The sequence below is a fragment of the Kitasatospora sp. NPDC057223 genome (assembly GCF_042669755.1).
GTDB lineage: Bacteria > Actinomycetota > Actinomycetes > Streptomycetales > Streptomycetaceae > Kitasatospora.
The window spans coordinates 42,025-59,211 of record NZ_JBHUWW010000039.1 but is presented as its reverse complement, the minus strand read 5'-3'; the positions used below and the strand labels follow the sequence as shown (position 1 = coordinate 59,211).

Annotated in this window: 11 protein-coding genes; 5 read left to right on the top strand and 6 right to left on the bottom strand. The window is 70.9% G+C overall.

Features of this window, described 5'->3' with window-relative positions:
- Together ACFUK0_RS16605 and ACFUK0_RS16600 are read right to left on the bottom strand one after the other, a co-directional pair.
- A complete protein-coding gene (locus ACFUK0_RS16605; RefSeq protein ID WP_380250642.1) occupies positions 1-1,269 on the bottom strand; it encodes a cation:proton antiporter in 1,269 nt (422 codons plus the stop codon).
- A gap of 4 nt (positions 1,270-1,273) precedes the next feature.
- Complete coding sequence (locus tag ACFUK0_RS16600; RefSeq protein ID WP_380250640.1) at positions 1,274-1,759, bottom strand: cation:proton antiporter regulatory subunit; 486 nt, start codon at positions 1,757-1,759, stop codon at positions 1,274-1,276.
- Between the two features lie 468 nt (positions 1,760-2,227).
- Between ACFUK0_RS16600 and ACFUK0_RS16595 the strand changes: the two genes are divergently transcribed.
- The 5 genes from ACFUK0_RS16595 (at position 2,228) to ACFUK0_RS16575 (ending at position 12,768) form a co-directional block, all read left to right on the top strand.
- Positions 2,228-5,248: a lectin gene (locus ACFUK0_RS16595; RefSeq protein ID WP_380250638.1), complete on the top strand. Its 3,021-nt coding sequence runs from the start codon at positions 2,228-2,230 to the stop codon at positions 5,246-5,248.
- A gap of 112 nt (positions 5,249-5,360) precedes the next feature.
- Positions 5,361-7,400 (top strand): ricin-type beta-trefoil lectin domain protein, encoded by a 2,040-nt coding sequence (locus ACFUK0_RS16590; RefSeq protein ID WP_380250636.1) that lies wholly within the window; start codon positions 5,361-5,363, stop codon positions 7,398-7,400.
- 149 nt (positions 7,401-7,549) lie between these two features.
- The gene (locus tag ACFUK0_RS16585) at positions 7,550-8,998 is read left to right on the top strand and encodes a glycoside hydrolase family 76 protein (RefSeq protein WP_380250634.1); all 1,449 of its coding nucleotides are present in this window, start codon (positions 7,550-7,552) and stop codon (positions 8,996-8,998) included.
- A gap of 168 nt (positions 8,999-9,166) precedes the next feature.
- On the top strand, positions 9,167-11,551 hold the full coding sequence (locus ACFUK0_RS16580; protein WP_380250632.1) for a ricin-type beta-trefoil lectin domain protein: 2,385 nt from the start codon (positions 9,167-9,169) through the stop codon (positions 11,549-11,551).
- A 92-nt stretch (positions 11,552-11,643) separates the two neighbouring features.
- On the top strand, positions 11,644-12,768 hold the full coding sequence (locus tag ACFUK0_RS16575) for a ricin-type beta-trefoil lectin domain protein (RefSeq protein WP_380250630.1): 1,125 nt from the start codon (positions 11,644-11,646) through the stop codon (positions 12,766-12,768).
- Positions 12,769-12,869: 101 nt separating this feature from the next.
- Here ACFUK0_RS16575 and ACFUK0_RS16570 read toward each other — a convergent pair whose 3' ends face one another.
- The 4 genes from ACFUK0_RS16570 to ACFUK0_RS16555 form a co-directional block, all read right to left on the bottom strand.
- Complete coding sequence (locus ACFUK0_RS16570; RefSeq protein WP_380250628.1) at positions 12,870-13,913, bottom strand: LacI family DNA-binding transcriptional regulator; 1,044 nt, start codon at positions 13,911-13,913, stop codon at positions 12,870-12,872.
- Between the two features lie 257 nt (positions 13,914-14,170).
- Entirely contained in the window at positions 14,171-15,172 is a 1,002-nt protein-coding gene (locus ACFUK0_RS16565; RefSeq protein WP_380250626.1) for an ABC transporter substrate-binding protein, read from the bottom strand.
- 61 nt (positions 15,173-15,233) lie between these two features.
- A complete protein-coding gene (locus ACFUK0_RS16560; protein ID WP_380250624.1) occupies positions 15,234-16,220 on the bottom strand; it encodes an ABC transporter permease in 987 nt (328 codons plus the stop codon).
- Positions 16,221-16,285: 65 nt separating this feature from the next.
- Complete coding sequence (locus ACFUK0_RS16555; RefSeq protein ID WP_380250622.1) at positions 16,286-17,125, bottom strand: ATP-binding cassette domain-containing protein; 840 nt, start codon at positions 17,123-17,125, stop codon at positions 16,286-16,288.
- Between the last annotated feature and the right edge of the window lie 62 nt (positions 17,126-17,187).

Here is a 17,187-nt window from a genome sequence, read left to right as displayed (position 1 = left end):
CTACGCGGGTGCGTTCTCCGGCTCCCCCTCCGCGGCCTTCTCGTCCGGCCGGGGGCCGGGCACGCCCGCGCCGCCCTGCACCTCCGGTGTCCACCCGGCCGCACGGCGCCGCGCGGCAGCGGCGGTCAGCCGCTGGGCGGCGGGCAGGGTCCAGCGGGCGGCGAGCGGGCCGACGATGACCAGGATCAGCACGTACGCGGTGGCCAGCGGGCCGAGGTCCGGTTCGATCCCCGCGGTGACCGCCAGCCCGGCGATCACGATGGAGAACTCGCCGCGGGCGACCAGTGCGCCGCCGGCCCGCCAGCGTCCGGGAACGGCGATACCGGCCCGGCGGGCCGCCCAGTACCCAGTGGCGATCTTCGTGAGCGCGGTGACGAACGCCAGCGCCAGCGCCGGGAGGAGCACCGGGGGAATGCTGGCCGGATTGGTGCTCAGGCCGAAGAAGACGAAGAACACCGCCGCGAACAGGTCCCGGAGCGGACTCAGCAGCGAGTGCGCCCCCTCGGCCACCTCGCCGGAGAGTGCGATCCCCACCAGGAACGCGCCGACCGCGGCCGACACCTGGAGCTGCTGCGCGATACCGGCCACCAGCAGGGTGAGGCCGAGCACGACCAGCAGGAGCTTCTCCGGGTCGTCGTGCGAGACGAACCGTGAGATCAGCCGCCCGTAGCGCAGTGCGGCGAACAGCACCGCGCCGGCCGTGGCGAGCGCGATCGCCAGCGTGAGACTCCCGGCGAGCAGCCCGGCGCCGGCCAGCAGCGCGGTGAGGATGGGCAGGTAGAGGGCCATCGACAGGTCCTCCAGCACCAGGATGCTCAGGATCACGGGGGTCTCCCGGTTCCCGAGCCGTCCCAGGTCGCCGAGCACCTTGGCGATCACCCCGGAGGAGGAGATCCAGGTGACCCCGGCCAGCACCACGGCCGCCACCGGACCCCACCCCAGCAGCAGGCCCATCGCCGCGCCCGGCAGCGCGTTGAGGACCATGTCCACGACTCCCGCCGGGTACTGCTGCTTCAGGTTGGTCACCAGGTCGGCAGCCGTGTACTCCAGACCCAGCATCAGCAGCAGCAGGACCACGCCGATCTCCGCGCCGGTCGCGACGAACTCCTCGCTGGCGCTGAGCGGCAGCAGTCCGCCGTGGCCGAAGGCGAGCCCGCCCAGCAGGTAGAGCGGAATCGGCGACAGCCCGTACCGGGACGCTATTCGCCCGAGCACCCCCAGGACCAGGATGATCCCGCCGAGCTCGGTGAAGACCGTGGCCGTGTGCACTCGATCACTCCCTTCCCAGGATGTCCGCGGCGGCGTCGACGCCCTCGCGCGTTCCGATGACGATCAGCGTGTCCCCGCCCGCCAGGCGGAAGTCCGGCGCCGGCGAGGGAACGGCTCCGGTGCGCCGGAGCACGGCCACGATGGAGGCGCCGGTCGCCGTCCGCATCCGGGTCTCGCCCAGCAGCCGCCCGTTCCAGTGCGAGGACCCGCTCAGCGGGATCCGCTCCGCGATCAGGCCCAGATCGGTGGTGTGCAGCACCCCCGGACTGTGGTGAGCGGGCATCAGCGCGTCGACCAGTGCCGTCGACTCGTCCGCGGTCAGGCGCAGCGCCTCGGCGCAGGCGTCCGGGTCGTCGTTGCGGTAGAAGTTCAGGCTGCGCGTACCGTCCCGGTGCGCGATCACCGACAGCTGCCGGTGTTCTCGGGTCGTCAGGTCGTACCGGACCCCCACACCGGGCAGGCTCGTCGTCCGGACACGCGGAATAGGCACGTCACTGGTCCTCTCGGTCGGCGGTCTCAGGGGAGTGAGGCCAGCCTAATAGTAATGGGAAAGTAAAAACCCCCTCGGGGTCGTCAGTGAGCCTCCGCCGTGGCGCAGGAGGCGATGCCCCGCGAGACCGACGTGCCGGGCGGTCGCGTCGGGCTCCGGAATGTCGTCGGAACTTGAAGGCGATTGCATTTGATTCGTTATGGTTCGCGGCTTTTGTCCTTATTTCTGACTTCACGGCTTTATCTGCCGGGCGCGGCCGTCTGCCCGGATGTCGTCGACTGCCGACCAGCAGCCGGTGATTGCTGCCGGTCGGGATCCGGGGACCATCGCCGGAGTACAAGTCCTGAAGGCTCGCGATTGATTCGGTCCGGTGCGTTGACAACGTTGCCATGCTCATCTTTGCTTACCGGCATACGAGCCCCACCCGGTTCGGTGACAGTCCGTCTGTTCAGCTCTGGAGCCGCAAAGATGAAACGATGGCGCCTTCCGCTCGTCTGCTGTCTCGTGGTCCTCGGGCTCGCCGCGCCCGCCTCCGCCCAGGCCGCGCCCGCCTCCCTCCGGGCCGTGGCCGAGGCGGTGGCCGCGGTGTCCGATCCCGCCTCGCTGGTGAATCCCCTCCTCGGCACCTCGCACGAGGGCAACACCTTCCCCGGCGCCGACGCGCCGTTCGGCATGGTGCAGTGGAGTCCTGACACTCCGTCACGTCCGCCCGGGGGTGACTACGCCTACTCCGACACCGTGGTGACGGGGTTCAGCCTGAACCACCTGTCCGGGCCGGGCTGCGGGGCGATGGGCGACATCCCCGTGCTGCCGACCGTCGGCGGCGTCGACGGCGGTGCGACGGTCGGCTTCTCGCACACGGCCGAGTCGGCGAGCGCGGGTGCCTACTCGGTGAACCTCGCCAACGGTGTCAACACCGAACTGACCACCACCGCCCGCTCCGGGATGGCGCGTTTCACGTTCCCCGCGACCACCCAGGCCAACCTGCTGTTCAAGCTGAACGCGGACAAGGCCACGAACCTGCACTTCGACAGGGTCAGCAGCACCGAGGTCAGCGGTTCGGTGGACGCCGGCCTCTTCTGCGCGTCCAGCCCGTCGTACACGGCGTACTTCGACATGGTCTTCGACCGGCCGTTCACCTCCACCGGCACCTTCAACGGCGGGAACTCGGTCACCTTCGACACCACGGGCAGCCGGACGGTGCAGGCGAAGGTCGGGCTCTCCTACGTCTCGGTCGCCGGTGCCACCGCCAACCGGGTGGCGGAGAACCCGAACTGGGACTTCAACGCCGTCCGGAGCGCCACCCACAACGCCTGGAACGACGTCCTGGGCCGGATCTCGGTCGCCGGCGGCACCCCGGACCAGCGAAAGGTGTTCTACACCGCGCTGTACCACGCACTGTTGCACCCGAACCTGATCAGCGACAGTGACGGGAAGTACCGGGGCTTCGACCGCCAGGTGCACACCGTCAGCGGCCGCCAGAAGGCCCAGTACGGCACCTACTCCGGCTGGGACATCTACCGCACCCAGGCGCAGTTGGAGGCCCTGGTCGCCCCGCAGCAGGCCAGTGACAGTGCCCAGTCGCTGGTCAACGACTTCGCGCAGAGCGGTCAGCTGCCCAAGTGGTCACTGAACTCGGCCGAGACCAACGTGATGAACGGCGACCCGGCGCCGGCCGTCATCGCGGACTACTACGCCTTCGGCGCCCGGGACTTCGACACCGCCGCGGCGAAGAACGCCATGGTGCAGCAGTCCGTGGCCGGCAACGGCATCCGGCTGGGGCTCGACTACCAGACCAACTACGGCTACCTGCCGTCGGACGGCTCGTACGTGCGCGGGTTCGAGGGTTCGGTGGCGACCCAACTGGAATACGCGGCACAGGACTTCGCGGTCTCCGCCTTTGCCGGTGCGCTCGGTGACACCACCACCCAGAGCCAGTTCGCCAACCGTGCGCAGGACTGGCGCAACGTGTTCAACCCCGCCTCCGGCTTCATGCAGCCGAGGCTGAAGGACGGCTCCTGGCGCCCGGGGTTCAACGCGGCAAGCAGCGACCAGTTCGTCGAGGGCACCTCCTGGCAGTACACCGGCGCCGTTCCCCACAACATCCGCGGGCTCGCCGACGCCATGGGCGGCAACGCCAAGCTCGCCGCCTACCTGGACAGCGTCCTCTCCGACTTCCACGGCGCCGGCGGCTCGCACGCCGACCTCGGGAACGAGCCCTCCATCGAACTCCCCTGGGAGTACGACTACATCGGCCAGCCCTGGAAGACCCAGAAGATCGTCCGCGACGTCCAGAACCAGCTGTGGCCCAACAACCCGGCCAACTGGAGCGTGGGCAACGACGACCTCGGCACCATGAGCGCCTGGTACGTCTTCTCCGCCATGGGGATCTACCCCGAGACCCCCGGCACCGGCGACCTGGCCCTCGGCTCACCCCTGTTCACCAACGTCACCGTCACCCTCGCGGGCGGCGGCAAGCTCACCGTCAACGCCCCCCAGGCCGCGACCGACGCCCCCTACGTCCAGAGCGCCACCCTCAACGGCACCAACTGGAACAACGCCTACCTGCCCGCCGACGCCGTCATCAACGGCGCCACCCTCAACCTCACCCTGGGCACCACCGCCAACACCAACTGGGCCGCCACCCCAGCCTCCGCGCCGCCCTCCTACAACGGCAACGGCGGCGCGAAGCCGCCCGTCGTCCAGACCGGCCCGACCGGACCGCTCGGCTCGGGCATCACGGGCAAGTGCCTGGACGCGGCCGCCGGCGGTACCGCCAACGGCACCAAGGCGCAGTCCTACGACTGCAACAACACCTCCGCGCAGCGCTGGACGCTGCCCGGCGACGGCACCGTCATGCAGTCCGGCAGGTGCCTGGACGTGAACGCCGGGTCCACCGCCAACTACGCGCTCGTCCAACTGTGGGACTGCAACCAGAGCGACGGGCAGAAGTGGCAGCCCAGGGGCGGCGCCCTGGTCAACACCGGTTCGGGCAAATGCCTGGACGTGCCCAACTCCGGCACCGCGAACAGCCTCCAGCTCCAGCTCTTCGACTGCAACGGCAGCGCCGCCCAGAAGTGGAACCTGCCGAAGGTCCGCACCGGCGCCACCACCTCCGCCGTCGCCGGCAAGTGCCTGGACGACAACGCCGCCTCCACCGCGAACGGCACCCGCATCCAGTCGTGGACCTGCAACGGCTCCGCCGCCCAGTCCGTCACCGTCCCCGGTGACGGCACCCTGCGGATCCTCGGCCGGTGCGTCGACGTGACCGGCGGCGGTACCGCCGACAACACGTCGGTGGACCTGTGGGACTGCAACGCCGGGGCCAACCAGCAGTGGTCCTACGACACGGCCACCAAGGCGCTGCGGAACCCGCAGTCCGGCCGGTGCCTGGACGTGCCGAACGCGAATGCGGCCGACGGCACGCAACTCGTCCTCTGGGCCTGCAACGGCGGCGCCAACCAGCAGTGGACGCTGCCCGCCTCCTGACCCGCGCCCGGCCCGGCGGCCCCGGCAGCGGCCGCCGGGCCACCCCGTGGCGCGAGCACGTCCCTGCTCCGCGCGGGGACACACCCGACTGACACCTCCTGGAGGAACGACGATGTTCGAGGCCATCCGCGCAGGACGGCGCGGTACGGAACGGGACGGCAGCAGAGCCGGACGGGCGGGCACGGCCGCGCCACCCGCCCGGCGGGCCGGCCGACCCCGGAGAACGGCCGCGCTGATCGCCGCGGCGCTGGCGGCGGCCGCCGCGTCCGGCGTGCTGCCCTCGGCCGGTCCGGCCCTGGCCGCCGCCGACACGCCCCGGCCGGTCCTGCGGTTCGCCGACCCGGGCATCCAGGCGAAGCTCGGAGCGGCCTACACCATGGCCCTGGCGAACCTGCTGGACACGAACACGGTCGGCTACGACCCGGCGGTGTACAACTCCTCCGGCCTGATGACCGACTCCCCTCGGACGTTTGTCCGCGCCGGTGGCGGCTACGAGCAGCCGTGGACCAGGGATGCGGCCGTGAACTCGTGGAACGCGGCCAGCCTGCTGGAGCCGAGGGCGGCCGCGAACTCGCTCTGGGCTGCGGTGACCAAGCAGCCGAACGGACAGCTGATCGTCCAGCAGGACAACCAGCAGTGGGACCAGGTGGTCTGGATGACCGGAGCCTGGAACCACTACCTGGTCACCGGCGACCAGAGCTTCCTGGCCAGTGCCTACCAGGTCGCGACGAACACCCTCGACGCGCGCCGGAGCCAGAATTACAACGCGTCGTACGGGCTGTTCCAGGGCCCGTCCTTCTTCAACGACGGCATCGCGGGCTACCCGGCCCCGCCGGCGGACAGCACCGAGAGTCACGGCGGCTTCGTCGGCAACTACTCGGCGACCGGCACGATGATGGCACTGAGCACCAACACGCTGTACTACTCCGCCTACCGCAGTGCGGCCCAGATGGCCACGGCGCTCGGCCGGCCGGCGGCCGAGGCCGCCGCGCTGAACTCGGCGGCCGACACTCTGAAGAACCGGATCAACCAGTATTTCTGGATCCCCGGCAAGGGTCTGTACGGCTACTTCGTCCACGGCAACGACAGCATGGCCGGCCAGTTGGACCAGACCGAGGAGGGCACCGGCCTGTCGTTCGCCGTGCTGTTCGGCATCGCGGACAGCAGCCAGGCGCAGTCGGTCATGCGCAACGCCCACCTCCAGCCGTACGGGATCGCCGACACGTACCCGAACTACGCCCGCTACAGCGATGCCAGGCCCGGCCGTCACAACAACGTCGTCTGGCCGATGGTGCAGGGCTACTGGGCCGACGCCGCGGCCCGTACCGGCAACCAGGCCCGGTTCGCCAACGAAGTCCGGACGCTGGCGGGCCTCGCCGTCGGCAGCAACCAGTTCGCGGAGATCTACAACGCCCAGACCGGCGCGGTGGACGGCGGCTGGCAGACCGGCGGCCACTGGGGCGCCGCCCCTGACCAGACCTGGTCCGCCACCGCCTACCTGCGCATGATCGACAGCGGCCTGTTCGGAATGACCTTCACCCCCGGCGGCATCAGCTTCCAGCCGACCCTGCCCGCCGGCTGGGGCGACGTCACCCTGTCCGGCGTCGCGTACCGGGGGGCGAAGCTCACCGTCGCGCTGCACGGCTCCGGCAACACCGTCGCGGCGTTCAAGGTCGACGGCGCGACCACCGAGGGCAACACGGTGCCCGCCTCCCTGACCGGGGCGCACTCCGTTGACATCACGCTGACCGGAGGCCAGTCCGTCCAGGGCACCGGCACGCTGCTGTCCGCCGTGAACAGCGGCAAGTGCGTCGATGTCAACGGCAACGCGTCCGCCAACGGCACGGCCGTCCAGCTCTGGGACTGCAACAACACCACCGCGCAGAGCTGGACCAGGCAGCCGGACGGAACGGTCCGGGCCAACGGATCGTGCCTCGACGTCAACGGCGGCGGCACGGCCGACGGCACCCTGATCCAGCTGTGGACCTGCAACGGGACCGGCGCCCAGCAGTGGCAGGCCGTCAACGGCACGCTGGTCAACCCGGCCTCCGGCAAGTGCCTCGACGATCCCGGCTACAGCACGACGAACGGTGTCCGGCTCGACCTGTGGACCTGCGACAACGGGTCCAACCAGCACTGGGCCATCCCCTGAGTCCCCAGCAGTCCCCAGCAGTCCGTAGCAGCCGGCCGCACCGGCGGGCCGTGGGCTGACGACGCGGCCCGCCGCAGCCCCCCGCAGAGCGCCCCAACGTCCATCCCCCCACGGATGACGCCCCACAGTCGATCTGTCAGGAGTCCCCCATGCGCATGCCCCGATCACTCGGTGCCGCACTCCTCTCCCTGGCCATGGCGGCCGCGCTGCCCGGCATCGCCGGGGCGGCGGCCGCCGCCGCCCCGACCGCGGCCGCCGCAGCGGTCTGCAACAAGTACTGCGACACCCGGGACCCGGCACTCAGCCCGCAGGACCGGCAGCCGGTGTCCGCGGCCCTGTCCGGACGCTCGGTCGTGCTGCACTTCGACGACACCGACGCGATGGGCTGGGCGTCGATCGCGGGCGCCGCCGCGGGCGACGAGGTGTGGCTGGACCGCTCGACGGACGGCGGCCGCACCTGGGCCGGCGGCAGCAAGCTCGGCGACACCAGCGTGCCGGCCGGCGGCAACGGCTGGCGCACCCTGATGTACAACGTGGACGACTGGAACACCCAGGGTGTCGGCGCGCTGCGGGCGTGCGGGCGGGTGGGCACCGGCATCACCTGTACGCCCTGGGCGCGGACCACCTGGAACGCCGGCGACCGCCGCACCGCCGCGGCGACCGCGCTGATGATGTCGTTCGACCGCGGCAGCAAGCTCTTCGGCGGCAACGGCTGGTGGACCAGCGCCAACGCGCTGACGGCGATCATCGACAACGCCCGGGTCAGCGGCATGGGCAGCTACACGTACGCGATCGCCGACACCTATAACAGGAACATCGGCGCCCAGGGCGGCAACTTCACCAACGAGTACCTCGACGACACCGGTTGGTGGGGTCTGGCCTGGGTGGCCGCCTACGACCAGACGGGTGACAGCCGGTACCTGGCCACGGCCCGCGCCGACGCCGACCACATGTTCGCGAACTGGAACGGCACCTGCGGCGGCGGGGTGCGCTGGAGCACGAACGGCAACTACAAGAACGCCATCACCAACGAGCTGTTCCTCCAGCTCACCGCCGCTCTGCACAACCGCACCCCCGGCGACACCACCTACCTGAACCGGGCCAGGAACGAGTGGACCTGGTTCCAGAACAGCAAGATGATCAACTCCGACCATATGATCAACGACGGGTTGAACGACGCCTGCGCCAACAACGGCCAGACCACCTGGACGTACAACCAGGGTGTGGTGCTCGGCGGCCTGACCGAGCTGTACCGGGCGACCGGCGACGCCGGTCTGCTGACCACCGCGCGTACCCTCGCCAACGCCTCCACCACCCGGCTCCAGAGCAACGGGGTCCTGCGCGAGCCCGGCGAGGGCGACGGCTGCACCGGAGACGGCCCGTCCTTCAAGGGGGCCTACGTCCGCGGCCTCGGACGGCTCAACACCCAGCTGTCCGACCACCCCTACGGCCCAGTCCTCAGCTCCTGGGCGAACTCCGCCTACACCCGGGACCGCAACGCGCTCGACCAGTACGGACCGCACTGGGCCGGCGGCCCCGGCAGCACCGACTACGGCTGCCAGCAGAGCGTGCTGGACCTGCTCAACGCCGCCAGCTGACCACCCGCGGCCCCGTCGCCCCGTCACCGGCCGCGGCCCCATCGCCCCGTCACCGGCCGGCCGGCCACGGTTCAGTCCGGCCGCCGACCGGCCGAAGCTCCGTATGTCCACCGAGGCGCGCAGGCCCCCCCATGCCGCGCGCGCATCCCGAACGGAAGGGCTCGTCCTGTGAAACACGTCAGCAAACTCGTCCCCCTGTGGCTGTTGGCGCTGCTCGCCGCCCTGCTCGCGGTCGGCGTCACGCCCGCCCAGGCGGCCACCACCACGATCACGGTGGACGGCGGCCAGAGCGGCCGGACGTTCGACGGGATCGGTGCGATCAGCGGCGGTGGCGGAAACTCGCGGCTGCTGAAGGACTACCCGCCGGCGCAGCAGTCACAGATCCTGGACTACCTGTTCAAGCCCGGGTACGGCGCGAACCTGCAGCTGCTGAAGCTGGAGATCGGTGGTGACGCCAACTCCACCGACGGCTCGGAGCCGTCGATCGAGCACAGCCGCGGTGTGATCAACTGCAACGCCGGCTACGAGTTCTGGCTGGCCGAGCAGGCCAAGGCCCGCAACCCCGCCATCGGCCTGTACGGTCTGGCGTGGACCGCGCCCGGCTGGATCAACGGCGGCTTCTGGTCCACCGACACGATCAACTACCTGATCTCCTGGCTGGGCTGCGCCAAGCAGCACGGCCTGACCATCAGCTACCTCGGCGGCTGGAACGAGCGCGGCCACGACGCCAACTGGTTCGTCCAGCTCCGTTCGGCCCTCAACAACGCCGGGTACTCCGGCGTCAAGCTCGTCGCCGACGACAGCGGCTGGGGCGTCGCCGACGACATGGCCAAGAACCAGGCGTTCAACGACGCGGTCGCGATCATCGGCGCGCACTACTCCTGCGAAGGCGGCGACGGCGGGAACGCCAACTCCTGCTCCAGCAGCACCGCCGCGAAGAACAACGGCAAGCCGCTCTGGGACAGCGAGAACGGCTCGCAGGACATGAACACCGGTGCCCCGGCGCTGATCCGGGCCATCACCCGGGGCTACATCGACGCGAAGATGGTCAGCTACTTCAACTGGCCGCTGCTCGCCGCGATCTACCCCAACCTCCCCTACAACACCGTCGGCCTGGCCACCGCCAACTCACCCTGGTCGGGGAACTACACCATCGGCGCCAGCACCTGGGCCACCGCCCAGGTCACCCAGTTCACCCAGCCGGGCTGGAAGTTCATCGACTCCGCCTCCGGCTACCTCGGCGGAGCCGAGTCGGGCGGCACCTACGTGACCATCAAGTCCAACACCGGCTCCGACTACTCCACCATCCTGGAGACCACCACCTCCAACGGGCCGCAGACCGCCAACTTCCACGTCCAGGGCGGCCTGTCGACCGGCACCGTGCACGTCTGGGCCACCAACGTGAACACGCCCGCCCCGGCGACGTCCTTCGTCCACACCCAGGACATCACCCCGAGCAACGGCTCCTACTCGCTGACCATGCAGCCCGGATACGTCTACACGGTCAGCACGACGACCGGCCAGGGCAAGGGCACCGCGACCGCGCCGGCCGCGTACCCGCTCGCGCTGCCCTACAACGAGAACTTCGACAACGTCGCCGTCAACGACGAGGCGAAGTACCTCTCCGACATGCAGGGTTCCTACGAGGTGCAGACCTGCGCCGGCGGCCGCTCCGGCCGGTGCCTGCAGCAGATGGCCCCGGTCAAGCCGATCGAGTGGCAGGACGACTCGGACTCGTACTCGCTGATCGGCGACACCACCTGGTCCAACTACACCGTCAGCGCCGACGTGTTCCTGCGCGGCGCGGGCACCACCGAGCTGATCGGCCGGGCGAACACCCAGCAGCGCCCGCAGTCGCACATGAACGCGTACTACCTGCGGATCAGGGACACCGGGCAGTGGTGGATCGAGAAGATGTACACCGACGGCTCCAACCACACGCTGGCCACCGGCACGACCGCCGCACTGGGTACCGGCAGCTGGCACAACCTGTCGTTCGCCTTCCAGGGCACCCGGATCACCGCCAAGCTGGACGGCAACCAGATCGGGACGGTCACCGACTCCTCGTTCCTCTCCGGCCAGGCCGGCCTCGGTATCCAGGGCTACCGCACCGACCAGTTCGACAACCTGTCGATCGTCGCCGGCAACGGAAGTGCGCAGCCTCCGGTCGGCCCGGTCACCTCGGGCCTGAACGCGGCCAAGTGCCTGGACGACTACACGGCCTCGAACGTCTCCGGCACCAAGATCGACCTGTGGGACTGCAACGGTTCCACGGCCCAGCAGTGGACGCAGACCGGCGGCACCCTGCAGGTCAACGGCAAGTGCCTGGACATCACCGGAGCCGCCGTCACCAACGGCAGCCCGGTCGAGCTGTGGGACTGCAACGGCGGCGCCAACCAGCGCTGGGAGCCCGCCAACGGCACCCTGGTCAACCCGGTCTCCGGCCGCTGCCTCGACGTCCCCGGCTTCGACACCACCAACGGCGTCCATCTCGACATCTGGGACTGCAACAACGGCGCCAACCAGAAGTGGAACCTGCCGGTCGCCTCCTGACCCACCGCGGCCCGGGCGGACACCCGCACCCCGTCCGCCCGGGCCCCGCCGTCGCACCCGCCGCCACACTGACTTCGAATGAGGAACCGGTGATGATCAAACACCTGGCAGGCCCGCTCACAGCCCTGCTCGCCGTGCTCGGACCGGGCGCCGCGCTGCCGGCGACGGCCGCCGCCGCGGAGGTCCCGGCCGTCGCCGCCGCGCCCGCGGCGTTGCGCCTGCTGCCCCTGGGCGACTCGATCACCTGGGGTGTCGGAAGCCCCAGCGGCAACAGCTACCGGGGCTTTCTCGCGGACCGGCTGGCCGCCGAGGGCCATGCCACGGACTTCGTGGGCTCCGGCCGCAACGGACCGATGGCCGATCCGGACAACGAGGGCCACTCCGGCTGGCGGATCGACCAGATCGCCGCCATCACGGACGCCACGCTCGCCCGCTACCGGCCCAACGTGGTGACGCTGGAGATCGGCACCAACGACCTGAACCAGGACTACCAGGTGGCCACCGCGGCAGACCGGCTCGGGGCGCTGATCGACCAGATCACCCGGGGCGCCCCGGACGCCACCGTCCTGGTGGGCTCCGTGATCGTCTCCACCAGCCCGACCGAGGAGGCGAGCCGGCCCGCCTTCAACCAGAAGCTCCCCGGCATCGTCCAGGCCAGGCAGGCCGCCGGCAAGCACGTCCGCCTCGTGGACATGGGCGCCCTGACCGCAGCCGACCTCTCCGACTCCCTGCACCCGAACGACAACGGCTTCGCGAAGATGGCCGAGGCCTTCAACGCCGGTGTCCAGGCGGCCGACGCGGCCGGCTGGATCAAGGCGCCCGTCGCCCTCGGCGGCCCGGTCGAGTCCGGTATTGCCGGCAAGTGCCTGGACGTCAACACGGGCAGCACCGCCAACGGCACCGCCGTGCAGATCTGGTCCTGCAACGGCACCCAGGCGCAGTGGTGGAACGCGTACGCCGACGGCACCCTGCGCTCGCTGGGCAAGTGCCTGGACGCGACCGCCGGCGGTACCGCCAACGGCACCAGGATCGAGATCTGGGACTGCAACGGCGGTGCCAACCAGGTCTGGCAGGCGTACAACGGCGGCTACCGCAACCCGGTGTCCGGGCGCTGCCTCGACGACCCCGCCGCCGCCACCACCGACGGTACGCAGCTGGCGCTGTGGGACTGCAACGGCGGCGCGAACCAGCGCTGGACGGCGCTGCGGCCCGGCTAGTACCTCGCCGGGTGCCGGCCGCGTCCGGCACCCGGCACCCGGCGCTCCGTGTGAACCGGGGGCCGGGGGCCGGGTACCGGTGCCCCGGACGCGGCCAGGGCTCAGCCGGGCACCGGCGGCGGGTGCGGTACGCCCGCGGACCCTCCTGGAACGGGCTGTTCACCCGACCTGCGGACGACGAAGCGGGTGAGCAGGATGACCTTCCGCGGCGCGGAGCGGTCGCCGGCGATCCGGGAGAACAGCAGGTTGGCCGCGGTGCTGCCGAGCGCGACCGGGTCCTGGCTGACGACGGTCAGCGGCGGGTCGAGCTGCTTGGCGAGCGGCAGGTCGTCGAAGCCGACGATGGCCATCGGGGCGGGCCGCTCCAGGCCGTCCAGTACACCGAGGGTGATGAGGTCGTTGCTACTGAACAGGGCGGTCGGCGGGTCCGGCAGGGCGCGCAGCCCGGCCAGGGCCTCCCGTGCCTGCGGGTGGGAGCGCAGCCCGTGCCGGACGAGGGTGGGGTCGGCGGTCAGGCCGTGGGAGGTGAGGGCGTCGAGGTAGCCGGCGTAGCGCTCGCTCTGGGTCCAGATGTCGAAGCGGTCGCCCAGGTACGCTATCCGGCTGTGGCCGTGCCCCAGCAGGTGGGTGACGGCCTGCCGGGCGCCGTCCCGGTTGTCGACGGTGACAGTGTCCACGTCGAGGTCCTTGGCCGGGCGGTCCACGCAGACCACCTGGGTGCCGGCCTCCATGGGCGGTTTCAGGAAGCCGTGGCCGCCGATGGTGGGGACGATGATCAAGCCGTCCACCTGGCGGGCGGTGAACGCGGCGATGACCTCGCGCTCCCGGCGCGGCTCGTCGTTGGTGCTGGCGACCAGCACCACGTAGCCGCGCCGGTGCGCCTCGTCCTCGACCGAACGGGCCATCAGCGCGTAGAAGGGGTTGGCGAGATCGTCCACCACCAGGCCGATCGTGGTGGTGCCCAGCTTCTTCTGCCGCAGGTTGCGCGCGTTGTCGTTGCGCTGGTAGCCGAGTTTGCGCACCGCCTGCTCGACCCTGGCGGCGGTGTCGGGCGACACTCCCGGCTCGCTGGAGACCACCCGGGAGACCGTCATGAGACTGACCCCCGCCGCCTGGGCCACGTCCTTCATCGTCGGGCGCTTCACAGGCTTCCTCCTCGGCACGCTCCCGGACGGCCTGCCGGTCGGCGCAGGCGTCGGAGTCTGCATCCTACGATGCCCGGTGCCGCGGCACGGCGGACGACCGGTCGTGGCGGAGCGCCACCGGGCGTACGCGGCCACGAGGGCCCGGTGGCAGGGGACTTCCGATGACTGACGCGGGGTCGGCGGGTGGCGGCCGGAGGTTCGGCAGTCGCCCGGTCCGAAGGCCGGCGCGGGGCTGCGGGGGAGGGCCGCCGCCGGGCTCAGCAGGCGGCTCGGTAGATGTACTTGCTGACCTCGGGGTCGTCGATGTTCGCCTTGGTGATCGCCACCATGGTGGTGCCGATCTGTGCGGTCACCGGCTTCTTCTCGATGGCGGCGAGCGCCTGGTCGACCCCCTGGGCGCCGATTCCGGCCGGGTCCTGGGCGACCAGGATGTCCAGTGTGCCGCTCTTCAGGGCGGTGACCTCGTCGGGCTCCGCGTCGAACGCGGCGACCTTGACCTTGCCCTGCCGGCCCGCGGCCTGCAGCCCGGTGGCGACCCCCTGCGCGGTGTTGGTGTTGCCGGCGAAGACCCCGCCGAGGTCGGGGTGCGCGGCCAGGGTGGCCTGGATCTGCGAGGCGGCGGTCGCGGGCAGGTCGTTGTCGTAGAGGACGGGAAGCAGCGAGACGGCGGGGTGGTTGGCCCGCATCTCCTCGGAGAAGCCCTTGATCCGGGCGTCCGTGGTGGAGACCCCGGGCTTGACGCTGATCACGATGGCCGAACCCTTGTCGCCCATCAGCTCGGCGAGGGCCTTGGCGGCGGTACGGCCGCCGGCCTCGTTGTCGGAGGAGATCCGGGAGACGCCGATGGAGGTGTCGCTGACCGTCGTGTCGACCAGGACGACCTTGGTGCCGGCGTTCTGCAGCTGAGACAGCGACGGTGTGAGGGCGGCGGTGTCCACGGGGGAGATCAGCAGGCCGTCGGGGCGGGTGGCGGCGACCGAGTCGACGATGGGCCGCTGCACGGCGACGTCCCACTGCGCCGAGCCGTCCACGGTGAGCTTGACGCCGCGCTTCTCGGCCTGCTCCTGGGCGGCGCAGGCCATGGTGATGTAGAACGGGTCGCTCTTCACCCCGGTGACGAGCTTCAGCGTGGTGCCCCTGGAGCCGGCCTGCCCGCTGCCGTCGCCGCCGTCGCCGCTGCAACCGGCGATGCCGGCCACCACCAGGGCGAGGACGGCGCAGCCGCGCGCGAGACTGCTGGATCTGCCGAATTCGGGCATGGTGAACTTCCTTCGGTGGGAGGGAAACTGGGCCAGGAAGTGGCTGGGCGGGGAGCCGGGTTCAGCCGCGTTCGCGGCCGCGCCTGCGGAACTGGTCCAGGTAGACCGCCGCGACCAGGACGATGCCGATCGCGACGTCCTGCCAGTACTGCTGGACGTCCATGATGATCAGCCCGGTGGTGAGCACCGCCGGGATGAAGACACCGATGACCGTGCCGAGCACGCTGCCGCGTCCGCCGAACAGGCTCGCGCCGCCGAGCACGACGGCGGTGATGACCTTCAGGTTGTCGGTGGAGTGCCCGGCGATCGAGGTGGTGCCGAAGTAGGCCAGCCACATCACGCTGCCGAGCCCGGACAGCAGGCCGGTCAGGGCGTAGATCTTGACGAGGTGCCGGTCCACGTCGATGCCCACCCGGCGGGCGGCCTCGGGGTTGGAGCCGATGGCGTAGGTGTACCGGCCGAACCGGGTGAAGGCGAGGACCAGGCCGAAGACGACCATGGCGGCGAAGGCGATCACGACGAGCCAGGGGATCTGGCCGAAGAGCTTGCCGAAGCCGACGCGGTGCTGGAGTTCGCGGGAGACGGCCCCGGTCGGGTCCTGGCCGCCGGTGATGATCTGCGCGATGCCGAGGGCGGCGCCGAAGCCCCCGAGGGTGACGATCAGCGGCGGAACCTTCGCCTTCGCCACCAGCCAGCCCTGCAGGGCGCCCCAGAGCACTCCGGTGACCAGCGCGATCAGCGTGGACACCGCGATGGTGCCCCAACCGGATTCGGCGCCGCCGTGGTGGATCGTGTACTCCGCGGACAGCACGGCGGACAGGACCAGCACCGAACCGACGGACAGGTCGATGCCGGCGACGATGATCACGTAGGTCATGCCGACGCCGAGCACCAGGTAGATGGCCGCGTTGGTGGCGATCTGGGTGAGGTCGTAGCGGGTCAGGAAGGTGTCGGGCCGGGCCGCGGTGAAGAAGGCGACGAGCAGGAGCAGGACGCCGAAGGTCCAGGCCTCGTTCACCGCGGCGAGCCGGCGCATTCGGCCGGGCACGCCGGACCTCGGCCGGGGCGGCGGTGCGAGGGCTCTGTCCGCTTCGCCCGGAGACGGTGTGGTGGTCACGCGGCACCGTCCTCTCCGGGGGTGGGCTCCGTCGGCCTCCGGGGCGCGGAGGCCGACACGGTCCCGGACCCGGGTGTCTCCGGCGCCGAGTCCAGGGCGCCGGTCATCGCGCCGACGAGCTCCTCCACCGAGGTGTCCGCGGCGTTGAAGGACGCCACCCGCCGCCCCAGCCGCAGGACTTCGACGCGGTCGGCCACCGAGAGCACCTCCGGCATGTTGTGGCTGATCAGCACCACGGATATGCCGCGGTCGCGGACCCGCCGGATGGTCTCCAGCACCCGGCCGCGCTGGACCACGCCGAGTGCGGCCGTCGGCTCGTCCATGAAGATGATGCGGTTGGCGAAGGCGACCGCGCGGGCGACCGCCACCGACTGCCGCTGGCCGCCGGACAGGGAGGCGACGGGAACGCCCACATCCCGCAGGTCGACGCCGAGTTCGGCGAAGGCGGTGACTGCCGAGCGGCGCATGGCGCCCCGGTCGAGGACGCCGAGCCGGCCGAGCAGGCCGGGGCGGTACAGCTCGCGGCCCAGGTGCAGGTTGGCGGCCGCGTCCAAGTCCTGGGCGAGTGCCAGGTCCTGGTAGACGGTCTCGACCCCGTGGCGTCTCGCGTCGAGCGGGCTGGTGAGCCGTACGGGCACGCCGTCCACCAGGATCTGCCCGCTGTCGGGCCCGACGGTGCCGGACAGCGTCTTGACCAGAGTGCTCTTCCCGGCGCCGTTGTCGCCGATCAGGGCGACCACCTCGCCCGGGTACGCGGTGAAGTCGGCGCCCTGGAGGGCGTGGACATGGCCGTACCGCTTACTCACCTTCCGGGCTTCCAAGAGGGGTTCTGTCATCAGGCTGGCCTCCGAAGCGTGTTGGTAACGTTCACGCGAGTCATCGGAGTGTGCTGTCGAGG

Excerpts from the sequence above, each read along its gene's own strand:
- ACFUK0_RS16565 (WP_380250626.1), bottom strand. The coding sequence starts at position 15,172 with ATGCCCGAATTCGGCAGATCCAGCAGTCTCGCGCGCGGCTGCGCCGTC.
- ACFUK0_RS16585 (WP_380250634.1), top strand. The coding sequence starts at position 7,550 with ATGCGCATGCCCCGATCACTCGGTGCCGCACTCCTCTCCCTGGCCATG.
- ACFUK0_RS16575 (WP_380250630.1), top strand. The coding sequence starts at position 11,644 with ATGATCAAACACCTGGCAGGCCCGCTCACAGCCCTGCTCGCCGTGCTC.
- ACFUK0_RS16590 (WP_380250636.1), top strand. The coding sequence starts at position 5,361 with ATGTTCGAGGCCATCCGCGCAGGACGGCGCGGTACGGAACGGGACGGC.
- ACFUK0_RS16595 (WP_380250638.1), top strand. The coding sequence starts at position 2,228 with ATGAAACGATGGCGCCTTCCGCTCGTCTGCTGTCTCGTGGTCCTCGGG.
- ACFUK0_RS16555 (WP_380250622.1), bottom strand. The coding sequence starts at position 17,125 with ATGACAGAACCCCTCTTGGAAGCCCGGAAGGTGAGTAAGCGGTACGGC.